At 66.2% G+C, this 26,059-nt stretch carries 20 protein-coding genes, 1 tRNA gene and 1 riboswitch; of the genes, 7 read left to right on the forward strand and 14 right to left on the reverse strand.

The annotated features are described in order from the left end of the window. The first annotated feature begins 104 nt into the window (after positions 1-104). Positions 105-180, forward strand: a riboswitch (SAM riboswitch). Positions 181-242: 62 nt separating this feature from the next. Together WG208_RS16025 and WG208_RS16030 are read left to right on the forward strand one after the other, a co-directional pair. Further along, positions 243-1,616 (forward strand): O-acetylhomoserine aminocarboxypropyltransferase/cysteine synthase family protein, encoded by a 1,374-nt coding sequence (locus WG208_RS16025; protein WP_337172385.1) that lies wholly within the window; start codon positions 243-245, stop codon positions 1,614-1,616. After that, complete coding sequence (locus WG208_RS16030) at positions 1,613-3,790, forward strand: homoserine dehydrogenase (protein WP_337172386.1); 2,178 nt, start codon at positions 1,613-1,615, stop codon at positions 3,788-3,790. Before WG208_RS16025 ends, WG208_RS16030 begins: the two co-directional genes overlap by 4 nt. Positions 3,791-3,923: 133 nt before the next feature. Here WG208_RS16030 and WG208_RS16035 read toward each other — a convergent pair whose 3' ends face one another. Then, positions 3,924-5,093 (reverse strand): P1 family peptidase, encoded by a 1,170-nt coding sequence (locus WG208_RS16035; protein ID WP_345787015.1) that lies wholly within the window; start codon positions 5,091-5,093, stop codon positions 3,924-3,926. Positions 5,094-5,246: 153 nt separating this feature from the next. Here WG208_RS16035 and WG208_RS16040 point away from each other — a divergent pair, with 153 nt between their 5' ends. From WG208_RS16040 to WG208_RS16050, 3 genes are all read left to right on the forward strand, one after another. Continuing rightward, positions 5,247-6,338 carry a hypothetical protein gene (locus WG208_RS16040; protein ID WP_337172388.1) on the forward strand — a complete coding sequence of 364 codons (1,092 nt, stop codon included), beginning with the start codon at positions 5,247-5,249 and terminating at the stop codon, positions 6,336-6,338. An 8-nt stretch (positions 6,339-6,346) separates the two neighbouring features. Continuing rightward, positions 6,347-6,862, forward strand: coding sequence for a cyclic pyranopterin monophosphate synthase MoaC (gene moaC, locus WG208_RS16045; protein WP_337172389.1), 516 nt, complete (start codon positions 6,347-6,349; stop codon positions 6,860-6,862). A 133-nt stretch (positions 6,863-6,995) separates the two neighbouring features. Then, positions 6,996-7,718, forward strand: a complete 723-nt coding sequence (locus tag WG208_RS16050; RefSeq protein WP_337172390.1) for a transglycosylase SLT domain-containing protein — start codon at positions 6,996-6,998, stop codon at positions 7,716-7,718. 30 nt (positions 7,719-7,748) lie between these two features. On the opposite strand, the gene WG208_RS16055 is transcribed toward WG208_RS16050, so the two are convergent. The 10 genes from WG208_RS16055 to rplS form a co-directional block, all read right to left on the reverse strand. Next, the gene (locus WG208_RS16055; RefSeq protein ID WP_337172391.1) at positions 7,749-9,530 is read right to left on the reverse strand and encodes a transglycosylase SLT domain-containing protein; all 1,782 of its coding nucleotides are present in this window, start codon (positions 9,528-9,530) and stop codon (positions 7,749-7,751) included. Between the two features lie 168 nt (positions 9,531-9,698). Continuing rightward, positions 9,699-10,211: a hypothetical protein gene (locus WG208_RS16060; protein ID WP_337172392.1), complete on the reverse strand. Its 513-nt coding sequence runs from the start codon at positions 10,209-10,211 to the stop codon at positions 9,699-9,701. Positions 10,212-10,400: 189 nt separating this feature from the next. Then, positions 10,401-11,048 carry a response regulator transcription factor gene (locus WG208_RS16065; RefSeq protein ID WP_337172393.1) on the reverse strand — a complete coding sequence of 216 codons (648 nt, stop codon included), beginning with the start codon at positions 11,046-11,048 and terminating at the stop codon, positions 10,401-10,403. Between the two features lie 76 nt (positions 11,049-11,124). Next, positions 11,125-13,056 carry a histidine kinase gene (locus WG208_RS16070; protein ID WP_337172394.1) on the reverse strand — a complete coding sequence of 644 codons (1,932 nt, stop codon included), beginning with the start codon at positions 13,054-13,056 and terminating at the stop codon, positions 11,125-11,127. A 48-nt stretch (positions 13,057-13,104) separates the two neighbouring features. Further along, positions 13,105-14,811 (reverse strand): mechanosensitive ion channel family protein, encoded by a 1,707-nt coding sequence (locus WG208_RS16075; RefSeq protein WP_337172395.1) that lies wholly within the window; start codon positions 14,809-14,811, stop codon positions 13,105-13,107. Positions 14,812-14,835: 24 nt separating this feature from the next. Continuing rightward, positions 14,836-14,908 (reverse strand) — tRNA-Lys (locus WG208_RS16080). A 224-nt stretch (positions 14,909-15,132) separates the two neighbouring features. Continuing rightward, positions 15,133-15,798 carry an OmpA family protein gene (locus WG208_RS16085; RefSeq protein ID WP_337172396.1) on the reverse strand — a complete coding sequence of 222 codons (666 nt, stop codon included), beginning with the start codon at positions 15,796-15,798 and terminating at the stop codon, positions 15,133-15,135. 544 nt (positions 15,799-16,342) lie between these two features. Next, positions 16,343-17,200, reverse strand: a complete 858-nt coding sequence (locus WG208_RS16090) for an SDR family oxidoreductase (protein ID WP_337172397.1) — start codon at positions 17,198-17,200, stop codon at positions 16,343-16,345. Continuing rightward, a complete protein-coding gene (locus tag WG208_RS16095) occupies positions 17,193-17,864 on the reverse strand; it encodes a ribonuclease HII (protein WP_337172398.1) in 672 nt (223 codons plus the stop codon). The genes WG208_RS16090 and WG208_RS16095 overlap by 8 nt, the downstream gene beginning before the upstream one ends. Before the next feature lie 34 nt (positions 17,865-17,898). Then, a complete protein-coding gene (gene rplS / locus WG208_RS16100; protein WP_337172399.1) occupies positions 17,899-18,261 on the reverse strand; it encodes a 50S ribosomal protein L19 in 363 nt (120 codons plus the stop codon). Positions 18,262-18,597: 336 nt separating this feature from the next. Between rplS and WG208_RS16105 the strand changes: the two genes are divergently transcribed. Next, the gene (locus tag WG208_RS16105; RefSeq protein ID WP_337172400.1) at positions 18,598-20,706 is read left to right on the forward strand and encodes a prolyl oligopeptidase family serine peptidase; all 2,109 of its coding nucleotides are present in this window, start codon (positions 18,598-18,600) and stop codon (positions 20,704-20,706) included. Between the two features lie 324 nt (positions 20,707-21,030). Here WG208_RS16105 and WG208_RS16110 read toward each other — a convergent pair whose 3' ends face one another. The 3 genes from WG208_RS16110 to WG208_RS16120 form a co-directional block, all read right to left on the reverse strand. Beyond that, positions 21,031-21,396, reverse strand: coding sequence for a GxxExxY protein (locus tag WG208_RS16110; RefSeq protein WP_337172401.1), 366 nt, complete (start codon positions 21,394-21,396; stop codon positions 21,031-21,033). A 75-nt stretch (positions 21,397-21,471) separates the two neighbouring features. Beyond that, entirely contained in the window at positions 21,472-23,460 is a 1,989-nt protein-coding gene (locus WG208_RS16115; RefSeq protein WP_337172402.1) for a DUF885 family protein, read from the reverse strand. Between the two features lie 89 nt (positions 23,461-23,549). Next, a complete protein-coding gene (locus WG208_RS16120; protein ID WP_337172403.1) occupies positions 23,550-25,448 on the reverse strand; it encodes an ATP-binding cassette domain-containing protein in 1,899 nt (632 codons plus the stop codon). Positions 25,449-25,582: 134 nt separating this feature from the next. Here WG208_RS16120 and WG208_RS16125 point away from each other — a divergent pair, with 134 nt between their 5' ends. After that, entirely contained in the window at positions 25,583-26,047 is a 465-nt protein-coding gene (locus WG208_RS16125) for a DCC1-like thiol-disulfide oxidoreductase family protein (RefSeq protein ID WP_337172404.1), read from the forward strand. Positions 26,048-26,059: the final 12 nt, after the last annotated feature.

Here is a 26,059-nt window from a genome sequence, read left to right on the forward strand (position 1 = left end):
TCAGCCGTCGTATTGGCGGCCGTCGTACCGCGGTCGGCCCGCAGCAGTCGTTCACAATCGAAGGATACAACCGAAGGGAAGACGTGTCGCCGCACAGGGCAGCGACCTCCGTCCGTGGTGATTTGCCGCCGATTGCCGCCACGTAAAACAAGGAGCTAAACAGCGATAGCGCCCGGCGGCCTGTCCGTCCGGGCGCGTTCGTATTGTTGGGCGGCACTCACCCGCTTCTGGAGAGTGCCCCGATGTCCGCTTCTGATACCGCCCGTCCGCTGTCCATCGACACGCTGGCCCTGCACGCCGGCCAGGAATCGCCGGACAGCGCCACCGGCTCCCGGGCCGTGCCCATCTACGCCACGAGTTCCTACGTGTTCGACAGCCCCGAACACGCGGCGGATCTCTTCGGCCTGCGCGCCTTCGGCAACATCTACACGCGCATCATGAACCCCACCACCGACGTCTTCGAAAAGCGCATCGCGGCGCTCGAAGGCGGTGTGGCGGCGGTGGCCACGGCCAGCGGTCAGTCGGCGCAGACCCTGGCCATCCTGAACCTCGCCGAAGCCGGCAACAACATCGTGGCGTCGCGCTCGCTCTACGGCGGCACGGTGTCGCTGCTGTCGAACACACTGCCGCGGCTCGGCATCCGCACCAGGTTCGTGGACATCCACGATCACAAAGCCGTGGCCGCGGCCATCGACGATCAGACGCGCGCCATCTACGTGGAAACCGTGGGCAATCCGGCGCTCGACGTGCCCGATCTCGAAGCGCTCGCGATCCTCGCGCATCAGTACAATCTGCCGCTCGTGGTCGACAACACGTTCGCGCCGGTGATCACCCGCCCCATCGCGCATGGCGCGGACATCGTGGTGCACAGCGCCACGAAGTGGATCGGCGGACATGGCACCAGCATCGGCGGCGTGATCGTCGACAGCGGCAACTTCGACTGGGGTGCTACCGCGCGCTTCCGCAATTTCTACAAGGAACCCGAGCCGGCGTACCACGGCCTCGTGTTCTCCGATGTGTTCGGCAATCTGAATGGCGCGAACATCGCCTATGCCATCCGTCTCCGCGTTCTGCTGCTGCGTGACATCGGCGCGGCGCTCTCACCGTTCAACGCGTTTCTCTTCCTGCAGGGGCTGGAAACGCTGCCGCTGCGCATCCGTCAGCACAGCGCGAACACGTTGCGCGTGGCGCAGTATCTCGAAGCACATCCGGCGGTGACCTGGGTGAAGTACCCCGGACTCGCGTCGCACCCCACGCACCACAACGCCACGAAGTATCTCGCCGGCGGGTTCGGCGGTGTGCTCACCTTCGGTGTCCGCGGGGGCGAAGCCGCGGCACGACGGTTCATCAGGGAAACGAAACTCTTCTCGCTGCTCGCCAATGTCGGCGACGCCAAGAGTCTGGTGATTCATCCGTGGACCACCACGCACGAACAGCTCAGTGACACCGAACGCCATGCGGCGGGTGTCACGCCCGACCTCGTGCGTCTTTCCGTGGGGCTCGAAGACGCCGACGATCTGATCGCCGATCTCGATCGCGCACTCACCCTGGCCGTGGCACCCGACAGCACGCGCACACCGACCGCCGACCCGCAGCGGGTCGAGAGCGCCGCATGAGTCCCGCGCCCGCGGCCACCCTGTGCACCGACGAGTGCATCACGTTGTACGATGTGCCACTCGACAGCGGCGAGCGGCTGGAGCACATCGACGTGCACTTCCGTCTCGAAGGCACGATCGACGCCACGGCGGACAACGTCGTGCTGGTGGTCCACGCACTCACGGGCACGGCCGACGCGAGTACGTGGTGGAAAGATGTCATCGGCGAGGGATGCGTCATCGATCTCACGCGCCATGCGGTGCTGTCGGCCAGTCTGCTGGGCGGATGTGATGGCACGACGGGGCCGAGCAATGCGGACCCGGATGCACTGCCTCCGATCACCACGCGCGATCAGGCGCGCGTGCTCGCGCGTCTGCTCGACACGCTGGGCGTGGACACACCACTGCTGATCTGCGGTGGATCGCTGGGCGGCATGGTGACGCTCGAATTTGCCGCGAGCTTTCCCAAACGTGTGCGCGGGGCGGTGGTCTTTGCCGCCCCCGCCGCACAAACGGCGCAGGGGCTCGCCTGGAACGCGCTCATGCGCCGGGCGATCGCCATCGGGGGCACGCACGATGGCCTCGCACTCGCCCGCATGATCGGCATGCTCAGCTATCGCACACCGGAGAGTCTCGAACGGCGCTTCGGACGCGCGCGCAGCGTCAACGATGGCTTCAAGGTGAACGAGTGGCTCGATGTGCATGGCGAACGCCTCGTCGCCCGGTTCGATGCCACCAGCTACGGGGCGCTCATCGATGCCATGGACGTGCACGATGTGGGACGCGGTCGTGGCGGCCTCTCGGCGGCACTCGAACCGGTCGCCGATCGTCTCACGGGCGTCGGGATTCCCGGTGACCTGCTCTACCCCGCCGAATGTGTGCGGGAATGGACCGCGGCCACCGGTGCGACGTATGTGGACCTGCCTTCGCTGCACGGCCACGATGCGTTTCTTCTTGAGGTCGAGCGGGTCTCGCAGATTCTCGGCAAGGCGCTGCTCGAGGCGGAGGCGCGTGTGACCCACCGTATTGCGCCCCGTGTCACGCTCGGTGCCGCGTATGGTGCCACACACGGTGTGTCACATGCTGTCGCATTTGGGGCAAGACATGATGTCGACCGCCCTGTCCAATCCCGTGTGGCACCACGCGTCACGCGAGGTGCTGCACCGTCTGTCCCACCGCGGGTTGCACGCCCGGACGGCACACCGTCGGCTCCCCCCGCCGTACGTCCGTTGCGGGTGGCGCTGGCCGGCTGCGGACACGTGGGCGGCAGTCTGCTCGAACTGCTGAGCAACCGGCACGTGGAGGGCACGAGTCGGATCACCGATGCCCCCGATGTGCATGTCGCGCGCATCCTCGTGCGCGATGCCACACGCGAACGCCCCGCGCTGACCCGCGCCATCGGCGAAGGCATCACGTCGGCCACCGCGTGCATCACCGACCCCGCACACCTGCTCGGCGACGATATCGACGTGCTGGTGGAAGCCATCGGCGGCACCGATGTCGCACGCACGCTCGTGGAGTCGGCGTTGGCGCGCGGCATCCGGGTGGTCACCGCCAACAAGGCTCTGCTGGGTGCACGTGGTGAAGCGCTGCAACGACTCGCACAGGCACATGCGACCCGTCTCGATTTCGAAGGCGCGGTGTGCGGCGCCATTCCCATCGTACGCTGCGTGCGGTCCGGCGCGGCGGGTGTCGGCATCACGCGCGTGAGCGGCATTCTCAACGGCACCAGCAACTTCGTGCTCGGCCAGGTCGCCGAAGGCAGGACGCTCGCCGCGGCCATCGCGACGGCGCAGGAGCTGGGGTATGCCGAGGCCGATCCCACGCGCGATCTGAACGGCCAGGACGTGGAAGACAAACTGCGGGTGCTGGCCTGGCTGACATTCGGCGTGGAACCGGCTTCCCTCAAGGTGACCCGTCGCGGGATCGACGCCGAGATTGCGCTGTGGGCGGCGCAGGTCGCGCTGGAAGGGGACCGGGTGAAGCTGGTCGCCACCTGTGAACGCGATGGCGAGGACATCGTGGCGCGCATCCTGCCAACGCGCGTGCGCGGCGACGATCCGTGGGCGGCCGTGAACGGCCCCTTCAACCGCGTGGTGATCGAAAGCGAGTCGGCCGGTTCGCTCGTGTTTCAGGGACCGGGCGCGGGAGGGCCGGCGACGGCGGGGGCGGTGCTGGCCGATCTCCTGGGCTGACGCGGTCGTGGGTTGGAGGTTCACGGTGTGGCGTGAAACAGCCGGGTGATGAGTAACGGGTCGCGCGTCCCGGGACCCGTCACCCGAACCCCGGTTGTTCACCCCCACACCGTGAACCCACAACCCGAAACTCTTACCGAATCCCCCTCGCCCGCAGCAGCATGCGCACCGAGTCCACCGGCAACGGATTCACCCGGGATGCGCGACTCGACACCGGAGTCGCCATGAGCATCGCATTGTACAGCGCTTCCTCCGTCGCTTCGGTCACGGCCTGAAACAGCGCCGACATCTGGTCGTTGCCCAGTTCGTCGTTGGTGTTCAACGCCGCATCGGGACTCCGTCGCACACGCGGCGACGTGGAGAACGCCAGCACATAGTCGCCCGATCCATTCGACGCACTCGATCCGGTGCGGGCGAGTCCCATCACGGCACGCGCGGCCAGGCGTTCGAGGTTGCGGGAGAGGATCGGCGCGTCGGTGGCGATCACGATCATGCACGAGCCGTCACCATGTTCGGCGCCGGCATCACCAGGGCCACCCGCTCCTCCCGGCGATCGCCGCGCGCCGGCCGGCGCCACGTCACGCTGAAAGGCATACCGTCCGAGTTGCTGACCGATGGGAACACCCATCATCTGCAGCACACCGCCGTAGTTGCCCTGCACGAGAATGCCCACCGAATACCCGCCCAGCGAGGCCGGCAACACGCGGGACGACGTACCGATACCGCCCTTCCAGCCGAACATCACCGTCCCGTGGCCGGCGCCCACACTGCCCTCGGTCACCGGTCCGCTGTCGGCAATGGCCAGCGCCCGATTCACGGCGGCGCCGATGCCCGGCCGCGATCGGGTGGCGTTGAGCTGGCCATCATTCGTTTCGCCCACCACCGGATTGATCGATCGCACCGAGGCGTTCTCCGGCCGGGCGAGCATCCACTGCGCCAGCGCGTCGCCGGCCTGCCAGATGCAGAGCGTGCAGGTGAGCACGATGGGCGTCTCGATCTCGCCCAGTTCGCGCAGTTGCGTGACCCCCAGCAGCTTGCCGAACCCGTTGCCCACGTGCAGGGCGGCCGGCACCCGTTCGCGGAACAGGTCTCCGCCGTGAGGCACAATGGCCGTCACGCCGGTCCGCAACGAGTCGCCATCACTGATGGTGACTTGTCCGACTCTGACCCCGGCGACATCGGTGATGGCGTTGTGCCGGCCGGGCGTGAAGATGCCCGGAGCAAGACCGATGGCGCGGGCACGCACGGGCGCGCCGGTCGTTTGAGCGCCGGCAGACTGGGCACCGGCCGGCTGAACACCGATGGACGGCGCAGCGGACAGCAGCAGCGGCAGGAGCAGCGCGCCGGAAAAGAAGCGGGAGAGTCGCACGGAGGTCGGCCGGGTCGGAGCGATGGCGGGGCCTGCGAGCAGGATGGCAGGCCGAGGTGAGGCAAGGGCGGGTTAGATTGGAAAGATATGTCTCATCGCCCGCTCTATGGTCACCACTCGCTGCGCCATCGCCTGACGGCCGCGGCGGCCGACGGTCGTTTGCCGGCCAGTGTGCTGCTGCAGGGACGTCGGGGCGTGGGCAAGCAGCGGCTTGCGTTGTGGCTGGGTCAGTATCTGCTGTGCGATCGGGCCATGCGCGAGCACCTGCCGGAGCCGTGTGGCAGTTGTCAGCACTGCCGGTATGCGGAACGGGCCATGCACCCCGACCTGCACTGGTTCTTTCCGCGCCCGCGTCTCAAGGACGGCGACGCCTCGACGGACGATGTGAAGGCCGATCTGGCGGAGGCCATCACCGAGCGCATGGAAGCCGAGGGGCTCTGGGGACCGACGCCCGGCACGGAAGGGCTGTACGTGGCCACCGTGCGCGCGCTCGTGCACATGGCCGCGGTGCGTCCGGCCATGGCGGCGCGTCAGGTGTTCGTCGTGGGTGATGCCGAACGGATGGTGAGTCAGGAGGGCGCCGATCAGGCAGCAAACGCCTTCCTCAAACTGCTCGAGGAACCTCCCGCCGGCACGACGCTCCTGCTCACCACCAGCGAACCGGGGGCGCTGCTGCCCACCATCAAATCGCGGGTGGTCTCGGTGCGGGTACCGCCGCTCACCCCGCAGGACATGCAGGCCTTTCTCGACGATGCGGTGGTCGAACGGAAATTCTCGCGGACACCGCGGGAGGAATTGCTGGCGCGCGCCAATGGGGCGCCCGGTGAATTGCTGGCCGGTGATTCCATGAGCGCGGCATTCGCATCGGCCCGTCGTCTGCTCGAAGCCGCGCTCGCGCCCACGTCACCCGATGGCACCGCCGATCGCATCAAGGCGGCGGCCCGTCAGGGCGTGGCCGGTGCGCGCGGCTCCTTCAGCGACACGCTCGATGCACTCACGTTGCTGTTGCATGCACGCACGCGACAGCTCACGGAAAGCGGATATGAGATCGATGCACGACGCACCGCATCGACACTCGTGATCGTGGAAGAAGCCAAGACGAAAGCCCAGGGCAACGTGAGTCCGCAGCTGCTCAGCGCCTCACTGCTCGCCTCCCTGCACCGCACGTTCAACCCCTGAAATCCCTCATGTCGGACGCCGTTTCAGACACCGGCTCGGAAACCGCGCGCGAGTTTTCGCACCTGGATGGCAGCGGAAATTTCCAAATGGTTGACGTAGGTCACAAACCGATTTCCGTACGGTCCGCCGTCGCCCGCGGGCAGATCTCCATGCAAGTGGAGACTTTCAAAGCCATACGGGACAATGACTTGAAAAAAGGCGACGTCATTCCGGTGGCCCGACTGGCCGGAATTCAGGCAGCCAAGAGAACGGCTGAGCTCGTCCCCCTCTGCCACCCGCTCCCGTTGTCGGGGATCGACGTCCGGGTTAGTCTCGATGAATCTCTTCCCGGCTGTGTGGTGGAGGGATCCGTCCGTACCACCGCCCAGACCGGGGTGGAGATGGAAGCGCTGACCGCCGTGTCCGTGGCTCTTTTGACGATCTACGACATGGCCAAGGCGATCGACCGGACCATGATGATCTCGAACATCGTGCTGCGCGAAAAACGCGGCGGCACATCGGGAGATGTCATCGACAGTCCGTAGCGACCGTTGAAGAGGAGGGCCCATGCACGACCCCATAGATGTTGTACCGAGCCGGGATGAAGCGGTGGCTCGTCGTCGACGGATGTCCCGTCGGTCGGCCCGTCGCCGCCTCTCCCGGGTCGGAACCGCAGGAATGATCGTTCTGGCGGCAGCGGTGATGCTGCGGCCGGACGGCAAGCCGGAGCCGACACCCGCGGATGCTCCCCATCCCGGGGTGCTGGTCTCGGAAGCGGCGATGGCCGGCAACGGTCCGCAGATCCCGGTGACCGGTCCGCGGGTGGCGCCGCTCAACGTGCAGCCGCTCTGGCGTCCCGCCGGTGAAGTGCTCAAGCGCGCCAAGCAGACGCCCAACCCGCAGGTGTTCGCCTTCGCCCCCGATCCGCGGGAACGCGAACAGCGGGAATCACTGAGCCGCTGGCACCACATCTTCTCGTACAGCACCAAGTACCGGATCAAACCCGATCTCGCGCGGCGCATCTACGACGCCGCCATCGTGGCCGGCATCGAACCGGAACTCGGCTTCCGTCTGGTGCGCGTGGAAAGTGTGTTCGACCCCCGGGCCATCAGTCCGGTCGGCGCGGTCGGCCTCACACAACTCATGCTGGGCACGGCGCGGGAGTTCGAACCCCGCGTCACCCGCGAGCAGTTGCTCGATCCCGACGTCAATCTCCGGATCGGCTTCCGGTATCTCCGGACGCTCATTCGTGAGTACAAGGGCGATCTCAAGCTCGCCCTGCTCGTCTACAATCGTGGACCCACCGCCGTGCATGCGGCCCTGGCCATGGGCATGAGCCCCGCCAACGGCTACGAGAGCATCATCACGCGCGGCTATCGCGGACGCGGCACGCTCGACTGACCAGGCGTCCCCGACGTCGTCGCGGCCCGGTCAGCGCGCCGTCTTCGACTTCGCGGTGGATTTGGGAGTGGATTTGGCGGCCGGTTTGGCAGCAGACTTGGAAACGGTCTTCGCGGAAGCGGAGGCCGTCTTCTTTTTGGCGACCGGTTTTTTTGCCGACGTCTTTCTGGCCGCCGAAGCCTTGGTGGGCGAGGCCTTGCCGGAGGCCGCTTTGGCTGTGGGAGCCTTGGCCGGGGAGGATTTTGCGGTCGAGGCTTTGGCCGCCGAAGCCTTGGTCGTTGTCGTCTTTGCCGCGGACGCCGTGGCGGTCGACGTCTTCGCCGGCGTGGCCCCCCGCACCTGCAGAGTCTGCCCGGCGATCAGCTTCGTGCCGCGCATGCCGTTCATGGCCTGCAACCGCGCCGTCGTGAGGCCGTAGCGGCGGGCGATCGCCCCCAGCGTCTCCCCACGCCGCACCACGTGCACACCGCGCGACTGCAGCGAAGTGGTGGTCCCGGTGCCGTACCGTTCGATGGACGGGTCCGGGATCTCCATCGCATACGCCAGGGTCGCACGGTCCGGAACCCGCACCGTCTGCCCCGCCGTGAGCTGTCCCTTCGACGACACCTTCAGCGTGGGGTTGAACCAGCGCAGTTGTTTCACCGTGACGCCGTGTTTGCCGGCGAACGTCGTGGCCGAGGTGGCACTGGCCACCTTCACGGATGAGAATCCGCGCACCTCGGGCAGCGTGTCCATTGTGGCGCGCGTGACGTCGGCCATGCCCATGGGCAGGCGTACCCACACCGACGCATCGGGTGGCGCCATGCCGCGCAACAACGCCGGATTGAGATCGCGCAGTTCGGCGCTGGTCGCGCCACTGGCCAGGGCCACCGCCGCCAGACTGGTGCCGGGCGCCACGAACACCGAGTCGTACTGGTAGAGCGGCAGCGAATCCAGCGCGATGCCGTACCGGTCTGGCGTCTTGGCGATCAGCGCCGCGGCGATGAGTTGCGGGACGTAATTCTTGGTCTCGGCCCGCAGATAGTCCTGATCCGCCAACGCAAAGAAGCGGTCTTCCCCTTCGAACCCTTCCAGTTCCTCGGCGAATCGCGTGAGCCCGCGCGCCACCCGCCCCGGACCGCCATTGTATGCGGCCGCCGCGAGATAGAACGAGCCGAACTGCTTCTGCAGATACCCGAGGAACTTGATGGCCCCGTCGGTGGCCCGCGCCGGATCGCGACGTTCGTCCATCCACCAGTCCACCCGCAAACCGATGTCGCGCGCAGTGCTGCTCATGAACTGCCACATGCCCACGGCCGCGGCGCGGGAATACGCATGGGGATCGTAGCCGCTCTCGATGAGGGCGAGATAGGTGAGATCCTCCGGCATGCCGCTGGCCCGCAACTTGGCGCGGATCATGGGCTCGTACCGCGTGCCTTTGGACAGACGGGCGGTGAAACGTTCGCGGGCCGTGGTGCTGAAGAGTCCCACGTAGTGCGCCACCCGATCGTGCGTTTCGTACGAGCGCACATCGATGTCCCACTCGGGTTCGGCGGCCACCGGATCGGCCAGCGCCACGGCCATGGTGTCACCGAACACGGCCACGGCCGTCTGCACCACTTCGTCCACCGTGGCGCTGTCGCGTGAAGAAGCCCGCGAGGAATGCGCGGCCGACGCGACGTCGACACCGGTGACGATCCCGGCGGTTTGGCCGGCAATGGGTTCCGGGTTTTTCACCGGTCCACGCCACGGCGCGGTCAGGCAACCCGACAGGGCGGCCATGCTGCACGCGAGAAGCGCCGTCCGCAGGGTTGGCAGGGAGAGACGATACATGCGCCTGCGCGGGAAGGGAGCAAAGAGGGCGGCCGGCTTTCCCGGCGGCCCGTCGTCGGAGAGACCGACACCCCTGGGACACCGCGAGGTCGTCAGCCGTTGCAGACGTTTTATAACCCCGGACGGCGCCGAGGGATACCCATCAGATCCCCATTCCGGTGAAATCGATCACCCTGGGCCGCCCAGGGGGCCCAATAGTGGCGCAGCCACCCGGTTGACCGCGTGCAGCGTGGCCCGGACGGTGGCCGCCATGGCGTCCCCGTCGGCGATGGCGACCCCCACCAGCCGCTGTGTCTCATCGCCCGTACGCCAGTGAACCGCGACCATCATCACCGCGGTATCGAAGGCCCGCACCGATTTGACGCCGATGAGTTCGAACCGCAGCGCGCCACCCGAGGCCCGGGCCAGCGCGTCGAACGTGGCCAGTACCGCAAGACGCAGGTCGCCCCCCTCACAGGTGGTCCCTTCCTGCCGGCAGACCAGATGGCCATCGGGGAAGAACGGCCCGGCAAAATGCACCGTCACCCGGGTGTACGCGGCCGGGCCGCGCTCCAGATGGCACCCCACGAAATGCAGACGCGGCGCGCTCGTGTGAGGGGCCGCCGGCGGCGCGTAGTCGCCTCCGCCGCGCAACGTGGCGCCACCATACACATCGAGATCGATCAGCTCGGGAAGCGACATGGACAGGATTTCGGCGGGATATGGGCAGCGTGCGGCGGGAGGACACGGCCAGGCCTTGAGCAAGGCATGACCGTGGTCTCCATCGTCACACTCAACGGACCTTTTCCAGGCCTTTCCCGGCGGACGAATGACGGCCGGTCACGCAACACGGCGGGCCCGGGTGTCGTTCGGCAGACACCGGGGCGCGGCTCAGGCGTCGGTGATGATCCCGGTCTCGAGCGCGAAGCGCGTGAGTCCCGCCACCGAGTGAATGGAGAGCTTCCGCATCAGGCTTTCCCGGTGCGCTTCCACGGTGCGGCGGCTGATGCCCAATTCCGCGGCGATGGCCTTGTTGGTGAGCCCGCGGGCCACACCGGCGAGGACATCGCGCTCGCGGGGCGTGAGCAGGTCGAGTTGCGCGACCGGCGCGCCCTCCGGGACGGCCTCGGTGGAGGTGAGACGCCTCACCACTGCGGGACTGAAGAAGGTCCCGCCGGCGTGCACGGCACGGATGGCGGCCCGCAACTCCTCGCCGGCCGAATCCTTGAGCAGATAGCCGTGGGTCCCGATGCGCATCCCCTCGCGCACGTACTCGCCCTGATCGTGCATGCTGAGCAGCAGCACCCGCGTCTCGGGCAGCGCCTCACGGAGGCGGGCGGCCGCCTTGAGCCCCGATTCCTCGGGCATGGTGATGTCGAGCACCACCACATCGGGCACATGCTGCAACGCCAGCTCCACGGCAATCCGTCCGTTGGAGGCCTCTCCCACCACCTCGATCCCCGGATCGGCGTCGAGGACGTACCGCAGCCCCTCGCGGACGAGTGCATGGTCGTCGGCGATCAGGACCCGAATGGGCATGGTGGATACGGCAGAGGCGTTCATGAGTGACAGATTCCGTCCCGAATCATAGCGAAGGACATCGGAAAATATCGACTCAGTTGCCGTTCGTGAGGCGCGGGACGGAGATCGTGAGTTCGGCGCCGGGCGCACGATTGGCGGTCGCCAGCGCGCCGCCCACCGCGAGCAATCGCTCCCGCATGCCGGTCAGCCCCATACGATGCTCGGTCTCCTTGAGCCGGCCGTTGTGCAATGTCGGGAATCCGCGTCCGTCGTCGCGCACCACGAGCGTGAGTGTCGTGTCGTCCACCACCACGGTCACGTCCACCCGCTGGGCGTCGGCGTGCCGCACGATGTTGCTGAGCGCCTCCTGCAGCGCGCGGAACACGGCCAGATCGGCGTCGTCCGGCAACGCCGGCAGCGTGGGCGGGGCTCCGAACACCACCAGCAATCCGGTGCGTTCGGTGAAATCGGTGACCAGCGAATGCAGCGCCGGGCGCAGTCCGAGATCGTCGAGCAGCATGGGACGCAGATCGCTCGTGACCTGCCTGATGGACGCGATGCCGGTATCCACCAACGACAGGGTGCGATCGAGTCGGGGTGACGCATCGGGAGCCAGTAACGGACGCAGGGCTTCGAGTTGCATCTTGACCGCCGAGAACACCTGCGCGGTCTCGTCGTGCAGTTCGCGTGAGAGCCGCCGCCGTTCCTCTTCGTGCTGCCGCACCATGCGGGCGGAAAGCCGTTCGAGCGCCTGCGTGCGCGCCGCCAACTGCCGGTCCAGCGCCCATTGATCGAGTGCCGCGCCCACCTGCTGCCCGAGCGCCAGCAGGAAGTCGTCATCGAGCGCGGTGAACGGATTGCGCACATCACCGGCCATGACCAGCGCGCCCACGAGCTGCGCGCCGGAACCCACCGGCAACACGGCCACGAAGGGCTGCGCCCCCGCCGCGGCCACGATCTGTGGACGGCGCGTGACACGCATGCGGCCAAGAGCATCGTGCACTTCGTGTTGTGCCGTGCCGCCGGTCCAGCTGCTGCACACCCCGGCGCCACTGATGAACCGTCCACGCGCCAACGCATCGGCGGGCGGTGGTGCCTCGCCGCGTGCATGGGCCCGCGCGAGCACCCGCTCCATCATATCGGCCGGAGCTTCGTCCTCGGACGACGATACCGCATCGAAGAGGAACATCGCCGCGCCACGCACACCCGGCAGCGCGAGCGGACGCACCAGCAGCGTGTCCACCGGATCGCGTTCCTGCCGCTGCCCCGACGCACGGCGCTGCAGATCGCCGGAGAGCGCGCTCAGTGCCTGTACCCCGCGCCCCAGATCGTCGAGCACCAGCAGCACCAGTCCGGCCGCCACGAGCAGCACGAAACTGATGTCGAGGTAGTACCCCCACGGTGTCCACGCCCCCTGCGCGCGCAGGAACGGATAGTCGAGATGATGCAGCCCCCACAGCGCGAACGAAATGGCGAGCAATCGCGCTCCCGACGAATGGGCAATGCGGTGGTGCCGCCAGAACACCCAGCCGGTCCAGGCCGTCGCGCCGCTCAGGAAGAGCACCGCGGGCAGCGCGGCCCACAGGAAATGATCGAGCTGATAGATCGCGATGTACGACCAGAGCGGCGGGAACAATCCGATCCACAGATACACCGGCCGGAACCGCAACTGTTTCGAGAACACCAACGAAGCCCACAACAGTGCGAGCGCCGTCCAGCCCGTGGTGACCTGATGCCAGTACAGCCAGACACGCTCGCCGGTGAGCAGGAAACTCAGAATGCAGAAGAGACGCGCGACATACACGCTCCACGCCACCGCGAACCATCCGAACCAGGAGCGCCGGTATCGTACGTACAGATGCGCGCACAGCACGGCCACGCCGGTGGTCACCACCGCCTGGAGCAGTGTGGCCGCGAGCTCCGACGCCAGCAGTGCCATCGGAGGCACCTGCACATCGGCCTGCAAGGCGCGCAAGGCCAGCAGCGATGGCAGCAACGACACCACGAAGAACGACGGCATCGACATCACCGAACGGCGAACGCCGTCACGACAGGAACCGTCACGCGCCCCTGGTTATGTGGCGGGTGGCGGCGGAGAGCCCGGACCCGACGGATCGACGCCCGGCACGCTGCTGGGCGGGTTGCTCGGCGGGCCCGCGGTCGGTGAGCTGTCGTTCTGCATCACGTGATAGACCGTGCGGGACGGGAAAGCAAACGACGATCCATGCTCCTCGATGATCCGCATGAACTCGAGGAACAGATCGTGGCGGATCCGCAGATAGGCGTTGTAGTCGGTGGTCTTGATCCACATCACGACGCTCATGCGGATGGCCGAATCGGTGAACGCCGTGACGTTCACACGCACCGCATCGGGCCATGTGTGAGGGTGCGCCCGTATCAGCGCTTCGACTTCGTCGCGGATGCGGGTCAGCTCCTCGCGGCTCGTATCGTATGTGAGATCGAGATCGGTGCGGAACAGAATGCGGTCGCGCTCACTGACGATTTCGATCCGGTCGTCGGCGAGTCGCCCGTTGGGCACCTTCACCACGGTGCGGTCCATCGTGCGGATACTCGTCGAACGGAGTCCGATGCGCTCCACCGCCCCTTCGGTCGTCCCGGTCTTCACCCAGTCGCCCAGGCGCATCACCTTGTCGGCGGCGAGACTCACACTGCCGAAGAGATGCTCCATGGTCTTCTGTGCCGCGAGCGCCACCGCGATACCGCCGATGCCAAGACCGGCCAGCAGCGTGCCCACGGGATACCCGAACTGCGACAGCGCCACCAGCAGGGCGATGACGGTGAGGGCCACACGCAGGAAGTTGCCGAGCAGCGGTACCAGCGTGCGTGCCTGCGCACCCTGCCCCGTTTCCCAGGCGGCGTTCTCGATACGCGACTGCGCGATGCGGATGATCTGCAGCAGCGCCCAGAAGAACGACAGCAGCACCATGCCCCGCGTGACCGCACCCAGAAACCCCGCCACGCGGGCATTCAGATCCAGCACCGACAGCAGGGGCTCGGCCACCACGGCCGCCGCCCACAGGCGAAACGGACCGCGGAGATGTTCGAGCAGTTGATCGTCCCACGTGGTGACCGTGTGCGAGGCGATACGCGCCAGCACCTGTCGCAGGAGTGCCCCCAGCAACCAGGCGATGAGGACCAGGATCGGCAGTGCGACCCCGATCCCGATCCACTGCCACCAGTACACATTGAGCGGGCCTTCCCGCATCAGCGACGCCGGCACACGTTCGCGCACCCAGGGCGCGCCCAGCGCGTCGAACCAGGCATCGATGTTGGCCACCGTTGCCTGGGAAAAAACCCAGCGGGTGGGCGTTCCCGTGATCCGCACGAGCCGCACCGGCTCTTCGTGGCCACTGGGGCTGCCGATCACGCCAATCCGGTCGCCATTGGCGTCCCCGTCGGTGGTGTCTCCGACCACCAGAGGCGACAGACTGTTGAGATCGAGCGCCAGCCGCTGATCCATGACCGCCTTGAGGCGGCGGGCCAGCACGGGCGCGCGCTCACGTTCGGCCGGGGGCACCGCGAGGTAGTCGCCCGCGGCGGTCCAGTCCCCGCCATTGGCGAGACGCAGGAAATCGCGGACGGCGGCGCGAGGCGAAGCCGGTGAGACGGCCGAGGCGGAGTCGGCGGGCCCGGCCATCTTGCCGAGGCCGAGCTGGGCCGCCGCGGGGCGGGCGGCGACCATGTGCAGTGCCGCGAGCAGTACCGCGGGGGCTGCCGCGATCAGCACCCGGAACGACCGGCGAAACATTGGCATGGACATGGGGAGAAAATGGCGCCGCGACCGTGACCGGGGTGGGGATCGAACCCACGACCTACGGATTAAAAGTCCGCTGCTCTACCGACTGAGCTACCCGGTCGTACGGCGCGCGACATGTGGCCTATGCGCCGAGGAAGGATCACCGGTTTGCCGGTGGGGGTCAACTGTCTGCGGAGAACACGGGCGGGAACCGGTGCAAAAAATCCGAACGGCGCGGGAGGCTGGCCCCTCTCGCGCCGTTCGGATTTCCTCCGGACTTGGCCGGAGGGAGCAACGGACTGTTAATCCGCAGGTCGTGCTGGTACGCCTCTGCTACCGTGCGTCTCAGTCGTTCGAGGACATGACCGCGACCGTGGCCGCCGTGGCCGGCGTTTCGATCACGAACGTCACGCGACGATTGAGTTCCGCGCCGTCTTCACTGCCCTTGGCGCCGGGACGCACGAGACGCGTCTTGCCATATCCCACGGTGCGAAGCTGCGTGCCATCCAGCCCCTTGGTCACCAGGAAGTCGCGCACCGCATCGGCGCGTTCGCGCGAGAGGCGGAGGTTGTAGGCCGCGCTGCCCGCCGGGTCGGCGAAACCTTCCACGGTGATCGTGGCGCCCGGATAGTGCTGGCGCGCCACTTCGGCGAACTTCTCGAGAGCCGCCTGATCTTCCTGCCGCACCGCGGCGTCATCGAAGCCGAAGTGCACCGGCATCGCGAACTTCACGGCGCCTTCGAGCGCCGAGATCTTCGCGCCGTATTCCGTACGGAGCGTCTGCAGATCGGTGCGCAGTGCGTTGAGGTCCGTGCGCAGACTGTCCACGCGCCCACGCAAGCCGTTCACATCCCCACGCAGGGCATCGTCGCCCGCCACGCGTTCGGTACGCTCCGACGACAGCGCGACGCGCTGCTCTTCCAGTCCCTTACGGACAAAGCCCTTCGTGGCACACGCGCTCAGCGTGCTCGCCGCCAGAATCGCCGTGGCCACAAACTTGACGTGCCGCATGTGACTTCCTCCTCGTTTCGTGTAAGACCTGCACACCGACTCAGTGCTCTGGTGTGACCTGGTTCGTGCCGGCATCGCTCGCGCATTCGCGCGCTCGGTCGGGTGCGAACCACGAGGTGAAGGTCATCAGAATGAGGGGGGTCGCGAAGTGCCTCAAATCACCAATTTTCCACTTTTTTGTGTCATTCGTGACACCAGTCACGGGGAGAAGCCGGGAATTTTTCAGTCGATCTCCCGAATGGTGACGCGCGTTTCACACTCGCTTCACGGTCGTTCCATTGAACTCCCCCCTGACCAGCTCCCACCTGCTTCCTCTTGAAATATTGACGCCGTGGAACCGGTCCTGTCCGGATGCCCGAGACGATCAGAAGTCTGAAATCAGATGATCTGATATCCGACGTCTGATATCTGACAGGCCCCGTGCGTCATCCGGACACACTCGGCGCCCCGGCCTCACGATATCAAGAGGAAGCAGGCCGGAGTTGCTCAGGGAGGAGATCAATAGCCATGGCGCGCTCAGTCGCCTTTGCACCCAGGAGTGCCGTCACCCGTCCCCCATCCCCTGCCGCCCGCCCTTCGACAGCCATTCGCCGCCGTCCACCACGAAGATCGCGCCGGTGATCCAATCGCCGGCCGGCGACGCGAGAAACGCCACCATGTTCGCGATGTCGCGCGGCGTCCCCCACCGACCCAACGGGATCCCGGTGCGTGCATACTCCGCCATCTTCTCCTCGGCGGTGGCAAACACATCCGCCGCACCGCTGTCGGCGGGGGGCGTGAACGCCTTCTTCACGCCTTCGGTGGGGATCGGGCCCGGTGCGATCGCGTTCACACGGATGCGCTGCGGCGCCCACTCCACCGCCAGGGTACGCGTCAGCGCGTCCACACCCGCCTTCGCGGCCGTGGCGTGAGCCATCAGCGGCCAGCCACGGTAGTGCAGCGTCATCGACGTGCTGACGATGCGCCCGCCACCCTGTGCCGCCATGACCGGATACACGGCCTGGGAGCAATGAAACGTGCCGTAGAGATCGATCTCCACCACACTCTTCCAGGCATTCGGCGAGAGTGTCGCGCTGGGCGCATAGAAGTTGCCGGCCGCGTTGTTCACCAGCACATCGATGCGGCCGTGCCGGTCGGCGATCTCCTGCACCACGGCCTTCACCTGTTCCGCGTTGCGCACATCGAGCACGGCGGCACTCGCGCGGTGACCACGCGCCGCGAGCGTCTGCACGGCGTGCTCCACATGATCGGCCTTGCGGCTCGCGATCACCACATGCGCGCCAAGCTCGGCCAACAGTTCCGAGATGCCAAAACCGATACCCGTCCCGCCTCCGGTGATGAACACCACCTGACCGTCGAGCAACCCGGGACGAAACACGGACACCTGGTGCGGATCAATCATCGGCCCCCTCGGCGTGAAGCGTGAGCGCGACGTCGTCCAGTGCCAGCGACGTCTGCACGTTGAGACAGAAACTCCGTCGATGATGCGCCGTCAGCCCATGATCGACAATGCCCGACCGGTGCTGGGTCGTCCCATACCCCGCATTCCGCTCCCACGCGTACTGCCCATACCGTTCGGCCAGCGCCGTCATGAGCCGGTCGCGCGTGACTTTGGCGACGATCGACGCGCAGGCGATGGCGTAACACTTGGCGTCTCCCTTCACGACGGCGGTGTGCGGCACGCCGAGTGTGCGCAGCGGTTTGCCATCGACCACCACGTGGTCCGGCGGTGTCGCGAGGCGCGAGGGAATGCGCGCCAGCGCGCGCTGCATGGCCAGCACGGTGGCGTGATAGATGTTGAGACGGTCGACTTCGCGCACGCTCGCGGCGCCCAGCGACAGCGCGAGCGCCTGTTCGCGGATGCGCGCCGCCAGGATCACCCGTGTGGCGGGATCGAGGCGTTTGGAATCGTCGACACCGGCAATGGCCCGCCGGTCTGGGGGCATGACAATGGCACATGCGACGACGGGGCCCGCGAGGGGGCCCCGTCCCACTTCATCCACTCCGACGAGAAGCGGACCATACGTTGCACGCAGGTTGCGTTCGATCGGGCTCCAGCGCGCCATCGCGCCGCCAGACTCTCGATACAGACGTCGCGAATTACTTCGCGGACGTCGGACGAACGACCTTGCGCTCCTTGATGCGGGCAGCCTTGCCCGTCACGTCGCGCAGGTAGTACAGCTTGGCGCGGCGCACGGCGCCACGGCGCACCACCACGATGCTGGCCAGCAGCGGGCTGTGGAGCGGGAAGATACGCTCGACCCCGACACCGTTCGACACCTTGCGGACCGTGAAGGTCTCGCTGACACCGCCGCCACGACGCGCGATGCAGATCCCTTCGAAGGCCTGGATGCGCTCCTTGTCGCCTTCCTTCACGCGGACATTGACACGCACCGTGTCGCCGGGACGAAACGGCGGCACTTCCTTCAACCACTCCTTCTGGGTTTCGATAAACGGATGCATCGTACGCTCCAGGGCACCGACACCGCGGGCCCACTCAGGTCCTTCGACTGCGAGGTTCCGCCCCATCGATCGCAACACCACCGCACCGATGAATGACGAGAGACTTCGTTGCGAGAGGCCATCGACGCGGCACCCGGAAGCGAAGTCTTCCGGACCGGATCATCGTGGCATCGCCACCGGGCCGTGAGAAGCGCCCAGGACTGTAACCGATCCCCCAATTCCGGGGGAGCTTGAAAAAATAGCCCGGACAGGGGAAGAAAAGCCAGTGGTCGGCAATTCCCCGTAGGCCAAGGTCTCACACCCTGTTTCCGTGGCCCTCCTTTATGATTTGTCCATATGATGGCAAGCCGGTTCAACTACCCCGTCTCGCGAAAAGACCAGACGGTCGACGACTACCACGGGACCCGGGTCCACGACCCCTTCCGGTGGCTGGAAGACGACCGGTCCGACGAAACGGCCGCCTGGGTGGAGGCCCAGAACGCCGTCACCTTTGCCCATCTGGCCGGCATCCCTTTCCGCGAGGCCCTGCGGGACCGGTTGACTGCGCTGGTGGACTACCAGCGCACCTCGGCGCCCGAGCAACGGGGCCCCTGGCTGCTCTTCGCCCGCAATGAGGGGCTGCAGAACCAGCCGGTGTACTACCTGCAGCGGGGCGAGGACGGCCCCGCCGAGGTGCTCATCGACCCCAATGGCCTCTCGGCGGACGGCACCACCCGGGTGGCCGGGCTCACGTTCGACGGCACCGCCCGGCGCATCGCCTACATGGTGAGCCATGCCGGATCCGACTGGCAGCAGATCCGCGTGCTGGACCTGGAGAGTCGCTCCCTCCTGCCCGACGTGGTCGACTGGGTGAAAGTCTCCGCGATTGCCTGGCAGGGCGACGGGTTCTACTACAGCCGTTATCCCGAGCCACGCGAAGACGAGGGTGCGTTTTCGTCGAAGAACGGGGATCACCAGGTCTACTATCACACCCTCGGCACAGATCAGTCGGAAGACCGTCTCGTCTATCACGATCCGGCGCATCCGCTGCGTTTCCATGTGCTCTGCACCACCGAAGACGAGCGTTTCGCGATTCTCGAGATCAGCGACCGTGGACAGGGGAGGGATGGCAACGCGGTCCGCCTGCTGGACGCCCGGCGTCCCGAAGTCGGGTGGCAATCCATCTGGTCGGCGTTCGACGATCAGATGCACGTGCTGGACAACGATGACGACACCCTGCTCGTCCTGACCAATCGCGGCGCGCCCAATCAGCGCGTGGTGCGCATCGATCCGCGGCGGCCCGACGAGACCCATTGGCAGACGGTGATCCCCGAACGTGACGAGCCGCTCGAAGCCGTGCACGCCGGGGGAGGACGGCTCTTCGCGCAATATCTCCGCGATGTCACCTCGCGTGTGTCCGTGTACACCTACGACGGTCGTCACGAGCGCGATGTGGAACTCCCGGGGCTGGGTACCGCGGTCGGCTTCGACGGAGAACGTGGAGCCGGGGTGGTGTTCTACACGTTCACGTCGTTCACCGCGCCGGCCACGGTGTATCGCTATGCGATCGACACGGGTGTGAGCACGGTCTATCGCGCGGTGACGTTGCCATTCGATCCGTCACGCTTCGAGACGCGACAGGTGTTCGTGACCAGCAGGGACGGCACGCGCGTGCCCGCCTTCATCGTGGCGAAGAAGGGGCTGGTGCTCGACGGCAACAATCCGACGTTGTTGTACGGCTACGGTGGGTTCAATGTCTCGTTGCCGCCCGCCTTCAGTGCGCTGCGTGTGGCATTCCTGGAACAGGGTGGCGTGTACGTGCAGGCCAATCTGCGTGGCGGCGGCGAGTACGGCGAAGCGTGGCATCAGGCCGGCATGAAGGAGCGCAAGCAGAACGTCTTCGACGACTTCGTGGCCGTGGCCGAGTGGCTCATCGCGAACGGGTATACGCGCAGCGAACGCCTGGCCATTCAGGGCGGATCGAACGGTGGTCTGCTCGTGGGGGCGATCATGACACAGCGTCCCACGCTGGCCGCGGTGGCACTGCCGGCCGTCGGGGTGATGGACATGCTGCGCTTCCACACCTTCACGATCGGCTGGAACTGGATCGCGGACTATGGATCGAGCGACGATCCCGAGGCGTTCCGGTATCTCCACGCCTACTCGCCGCTGCACAATCTGCGCGACGGCGTGCATTACCCGGCCACTCTGATCACCACCGCCGATCACGACGACCGCGTGGTGCCCGCGCACTCCTTCAAGTTCGCGGCTCGGCTGCAGGAAGCGCATGCCGGTGACCGCCCGGTGCTCATCCGCATCGAAACAAAGTCCGGGCACGGCAGTTCGTCACTCGGCAAGCAGATCGAAGAGACAGCCGACGTGTACGCGTTCCTGTTCGATCAGATGGGTGTGGTGCCGACGTTTGGCGAGGCTGGCGTGATGGATCTGGGCGTTCGGCAAGTCTGAGGGGCCGCCTGCGGCGGCGATACCGGCAGGATGAACTGCGGGATAACTGCAGGATTTGTCCCGTGCAGGCGATGAGGACGTCGCGCTGGGGACAGTCCCATTTTTTGAAATGAACTACGGAGACAAAGATCGTGCGGTCCCCACACGACCGTTGTTCCTCCCGCTGTTCAACTACAAAAACCCCACCTGTCCGTCACGCGAAATCGTTTGCCCCATTCGCAGGAATATCCTGCAGTTATCCCGCAGTTCATCCTGCCGGTATCGCCGCCGCAGGCGGCCCCCAAACACCCTCGGCTCGCCCGAATGCCAGCCGCAAGCTCACCCTCACGGAGAGATCCGCCGCACCTCCGCCCGGTCACCAAAATTGAGCAGTAACCCGATCGGCAGTCCCGACACGCGGAGATACCGCGTGACCTGCTCCCGATGCGCCTGCCCCAGTCTCTCCGCACACTTCGTTTCGATGAGCACGAGGTCGTTCACCATCAGATCCGCGCGATAGATCCCGATGCACTGATCACGGTATCGCACTTCAAACGGACGCTCCCGCTCGAGCAGCAGACCGTACTCCGCCAGCTCGATGGCGAGCGCCCGCTGATACAGCACCTCCGTGAGACCGCGAGGGAGCAGGTTATACACGACATAGTAGGCGTTGATGATGACGCCCGTGATTTCATCGGAAGGCAGCGTCATGAACACTCCGGGGACAGGTGCCACAAAGTCGGCACACTGCCCCCGGAACGTGTCATCGAATCGACGCGCGCTTCATCATTTCACCGGGAACGGCCTCGGCGCCGGCAGTTCGTCCGCAAAACGCCAGGGAGCCGCGCCATCGCGCGTGAGAGGCACCTTCGCCAGACGCGCTCTGACCATCGCGATGGGCATCGGACCACCCTGCAGAATCGCATCATGGAACTGCCGGTCCGTCATCTTCCGGGACATCACCAGTTCCTTGTACAGCGCCCGCAGCTGCAGCCCGCCCAGCATGTAGGCCGCCTGATAAATGGGCGAATAGCTGCCATTGAAAGAACGCCGCACTTCGGCTTCGGAGTTCGCGCGTTCGAACGGCACCTTGTCCACCAGATACTCGATGCACTGCTCCGGCGTCATCTTGCCCAGGTGGAAGCTGAGCGAGAAGACGATGCGCGCGCTGCGATGCATGCGCCACGCCAGCGCACCGAGCCGGTCTTCGGGACGCACATGGAAGTCCCGGTCCCAGAGGAACATCTCCCAGTACAACGACTGCCCCTCGTTCCAGAACGGCGTCGAGAACATCCGGCGATGCGGATTGTAACGCGCCGACATGAACCCCTGCAGATGATGCCCGGGATTGAGCTCGTGAAACACCACCGCCCGGGAGAAGTACGGATTGTTTCCCCGCAAACTCATGAGCTTCTCTTCTTCCGTCATATCCGCCGTGGGATAGGACACGAGAATGTTCTCGCCCCCGAGGAAGAACGGACTCACCCGCTGTCGCTCGGGCGAGAGCATCTCCATGCGCCAGTCCTCGCGCGCCAGTGCAGGGATGGTCACCCAGTCGTGTTTGTCGAAAAAAGACTCGGCTTCATTGGCGAGATCACGAATGAGATCCGGCTGCTTACCCGGCTCCACATACGCATCCTTGATCTTCTCCATCGCGGCCTTCCAATCGTCACCAAACCCCATCTGCCGCGCCGCCTTCTTCGCCTCGGCTTCGCTGAACGCATACTCCTTCTCCGCGATCGCGATCAGTTCCTCGGCCGAATACGGAATCATGGCGTGACGCAGATCCATCGCCAGCCCCTCGGCACCGATGGGATCCCCGATGATCGGTTCATTGGCCGCCGCTGCGTTGCGCGCTCCGCCACCGCCCGGAGCGCCACCGCCCTGCTGCCCTCCTGCCGGTGCACCGGGCGTCCCACCCTGACCGGCCGGCGCGGCGTTTGCCACCTGGATCCCCACGAGTCGCTGGCGTACCGTCTGCGCATAGCGCCGCAATGACTCGTCGAGACGCTGCCAGGGATTCGTCACCCACCACGAAAAGAGCGGATCGTAGCCGTTGTAGTAGCGATACCAGTTCGTCACCACCGACCGCACCTGATCGACCTCATCGGCCGCACGATTGGCCGCCGTGCGCGACACCCGCGGCACGGCGGGACGCGCTCGCGTGGCCGTGTCCCCGGCCGGCCGCGCGGGCGCCGGTTCGAGCAGCGCGCGCAGACTGTCCACCTGCTTCGTCACATCGGCCAGCAGACGGGCCGATTTCTGACCATCCACCGACAGCAACTCACGACGGTCTTCCTGCAACTTGAGCAGCGTCGGCGCAAAGGGAGTGAGCGCCGCCGTCTCACGCAGTTGCTGGTCCTCGCGGCCCATCAGCTCGAGCTGATATCGCAGATGGTTGTCCAACAGGACATAGTCCACCTTTCCTTCCTGCGACAGCTTGCCAAAATCGAACTCGGCCAGCCGCTGACGCCATGTGCCGTAGAAGTTCTTCAGACGCGCACGACGCGAAGGCGAATCCGGCGTGTCATAACGACGTTGCAGCGACCCCGCATCGGCAGAATAGCGCACCACGATGTCCGCCAGTTCGCTCGTGGTGCTGGTCATGACCGAGCCCAGCACCGGTACACTGGCCTTGGGATCGGCGGGGAAGATCTGTCGCGTGGTGGGCGGGATGCCGGCGCTCTGTGCCGTCGCGACGTCCGGATGCGCAAGGAGCATGGAAACCGTTGCCAGTACGGTCACGGGAAAAGCGACGGTCGAGCGAGCAGACATTGCGGAGAACTCCGGCATCACGGAAGGGAACGACCAAGCGAGTGGCGATGAACTTGTCGCGCCATCCGGCGTTGCACCAGCGGCAACGATCACCGCAGCGCTTCCAACACCTCCCACCGCTCCATCATCGCCAGCACCTCCTCGTCTAACTGCGCCGCCCGCGCCTGCAACGCCACCACGCGCGCACCATCGCGCAGGACCATTGGATCGGCCAGTTGCGCATAACACCCGTCACGCTCCTCCTCGGCGGCGGCGATCCGGTCGGGAAGTCCATCGAGTTCGGCGGACTCCTTGAATGAGAGTTTGCGCCTCTTCTCTTTGACTGGTGCGGCGGATGGCCGTGCCGGGGCGGCTTCCGATGCGCGGGCGGGCGCCAGCACCGCCTCCGCGGGCACCGGACGCTGACGGATCCAGTCGGAGTACCCACCGACGTACTCGTGCACCTCTCCCCGTCCTTCGAACACCAGGGTGCTCGTCACCACGGCATCGAGAAAGGCACGGTCGTGCGACACCAGCAGCAGCGTGCCACCGAACCCCAGCAACAGCGACTCGAGCACGTCCAGCGTCTCCATGTCGAGATCGTTGGTGGGTTCGTCGAGCACGAGCACGTTGAACCGTTTCGTGAACAGCCGCGCCAGCAGCAACCGATTGCGTTCACCGCCACTCAGGGCGCGAATGGGCGTGCGCGCACGATCCGGTGAGAACAGGAAATCCTGCAGATAGCCGTGCACATGCCGGCGCTCGTTGCCGATCTGCACCCATTCACTGCCTTCGCCGATGCTTTCGAAGACCGTCTGCTCGGGATCGAGCTGTTCACGCAACTGATCGAAGTACGCGATCTCGAGATTGGTGCCGTGCCGCACCACGCCGGCATCCGGAGCGAGTTCGCCGAGCAGCAACCGGATGAGCGTGGTCTTCCCCGAGCCATTGGGTCCGATGAGTCCCACCCGATCGCCGCGCATGATCGTGGTGGTGAGATCGCGCACGATGGGACGGTCGCCATGCGAAAAAGTCAGCCCCTGCGTTTCGATGACGAGACGTCCGGAGCGATCGGCTTCCTGCACCTGCGCGCGCGTAGTACCAACGCGTTCCCGTCGGGTCGCGCGATCCACGCGCATCGCCTCGAGCGCGCGCACGCGGCCTTCATTGCGCGTACGACGTGCCTGGATACCCGTTCGGATCCACACCTCTTCCTGCGCCAGGCGACGATCGAAGTCCTCCCACGCTTTCGATTCGGCGTGGAGCATCGCGTCCTTGCGCTCGAGATAGGTCTCGTAGCTCGTGCCAAAATCCGCGAGCTGGCCGCGATCGAGTTCCACCACGCGCGTGGCCACACGACGCAGGAAGGCGCGATCGTGCGTGACGAACACCAGCGTGATGCCCTGCGCGATGAGATACGTCTCCATCCACTCGATGGCATCGATATCGAGATGGTTGGTGGGTTCGTCCAGCAGCAGCACATCGGGCGCACTGACGAGGGCACGGGCCAGCAGCGTCTGCCGGGTGCGTCCACCGGATGCGTGCTCGATGAGCGCGTCGGCATCGAGCTGCAGATGCTGCAACACGGTCTCCACCCGTCGATGCAGTTGCCAACCATCGGCGGCATCGATCTGCCGGTGACGGCGATCGAGTTCCGCCAGCGCGGCGTCGGAGTGATCGGTGCTCACCCGCACCGAGGCCGCGTGAAACGCCGTGAGCAAACGTCCGCGCTCTCCGAGCCCCGATGCCACCACATCGAAAATCGAGCCGGAGAGCGTACGTGGCACATCCTGTTCGAGACGGGCCACGGTGACCCCGCCCTGCCGGACCACGAGGCCATCGTCGGGAGCGAGCGTGCCGTCGAGCACCTGCATGAACGTGCTCTTGCCGGCGCCGTTGCGTCCCAGCAGACACACCCGCTCCCCGCGTTCGATGGCGAAGTTCGCGCCATCGAGCACCGGCGGTCCGCCAAACGCGATCGTGGCGCCCTGCAGCGAGATCAGCGCCATGGACTGCACCAGGATGCGCGCTGCGAATGCGGACCATGCCCTGCCCTGCGGTTTCTCCGTCCCATGGGCGCAAGCTCGCCCGACCGGGGACGCAATGCAACGCCTGTCCGTGATGGTATTTGGTATATTTCGGGATGTCCGTCGCCGAGCCGCGACCCCTCGGGGCTTCACTGCCGCGGCAGGCCCCGATCCTGCTCTATGACGGTGAATGTGGAGTCTGCGCCGCGAGTGTACAGTTCGTGTTGCGGCACGAACGGGCTTTGGCATCCGCGGCGCACCGTCTGTATTTCGCCCCGTTGCGGGGAGAGGTCGCGAGCAGGCTCCGGAAGGAGCACCCGACGCTGGCCGGTGTCGATTCCGTCATCTGGGTGACCGGTATTTTGGGCCACTCTCCCGCGATCCTCGTCCGGAGTGATGCGGTGCTCGCGGTGCTGCGTTATCTGGGTGGCCCCTGGCGCTGGCTCGCGGCGGCAGGGCGTATCGTCCCCCGCGGGTTTCGCGATACCCTCTACGGGATGATCGCCCGCCGGCGTTACCGGCTGGCCCCGCGCAGGTGTCTGCTGCCGTCGGCGATCGGCCCCTCGCGCTTTCTGGATTGAACGGGCAGGATT

It is taken from the genome of Gemmatimonas aurantiaca, from assembly GCF_037190085.1.
Taxonomy (GTDB): domain Bacteria; phylum Gemmatimonadota; class Gemmatimonadetes; order Gemmatimonadales; family Gemmatimonadaceae; genus Gemmatimonas; species Gemmatimonas aurantiaca_A.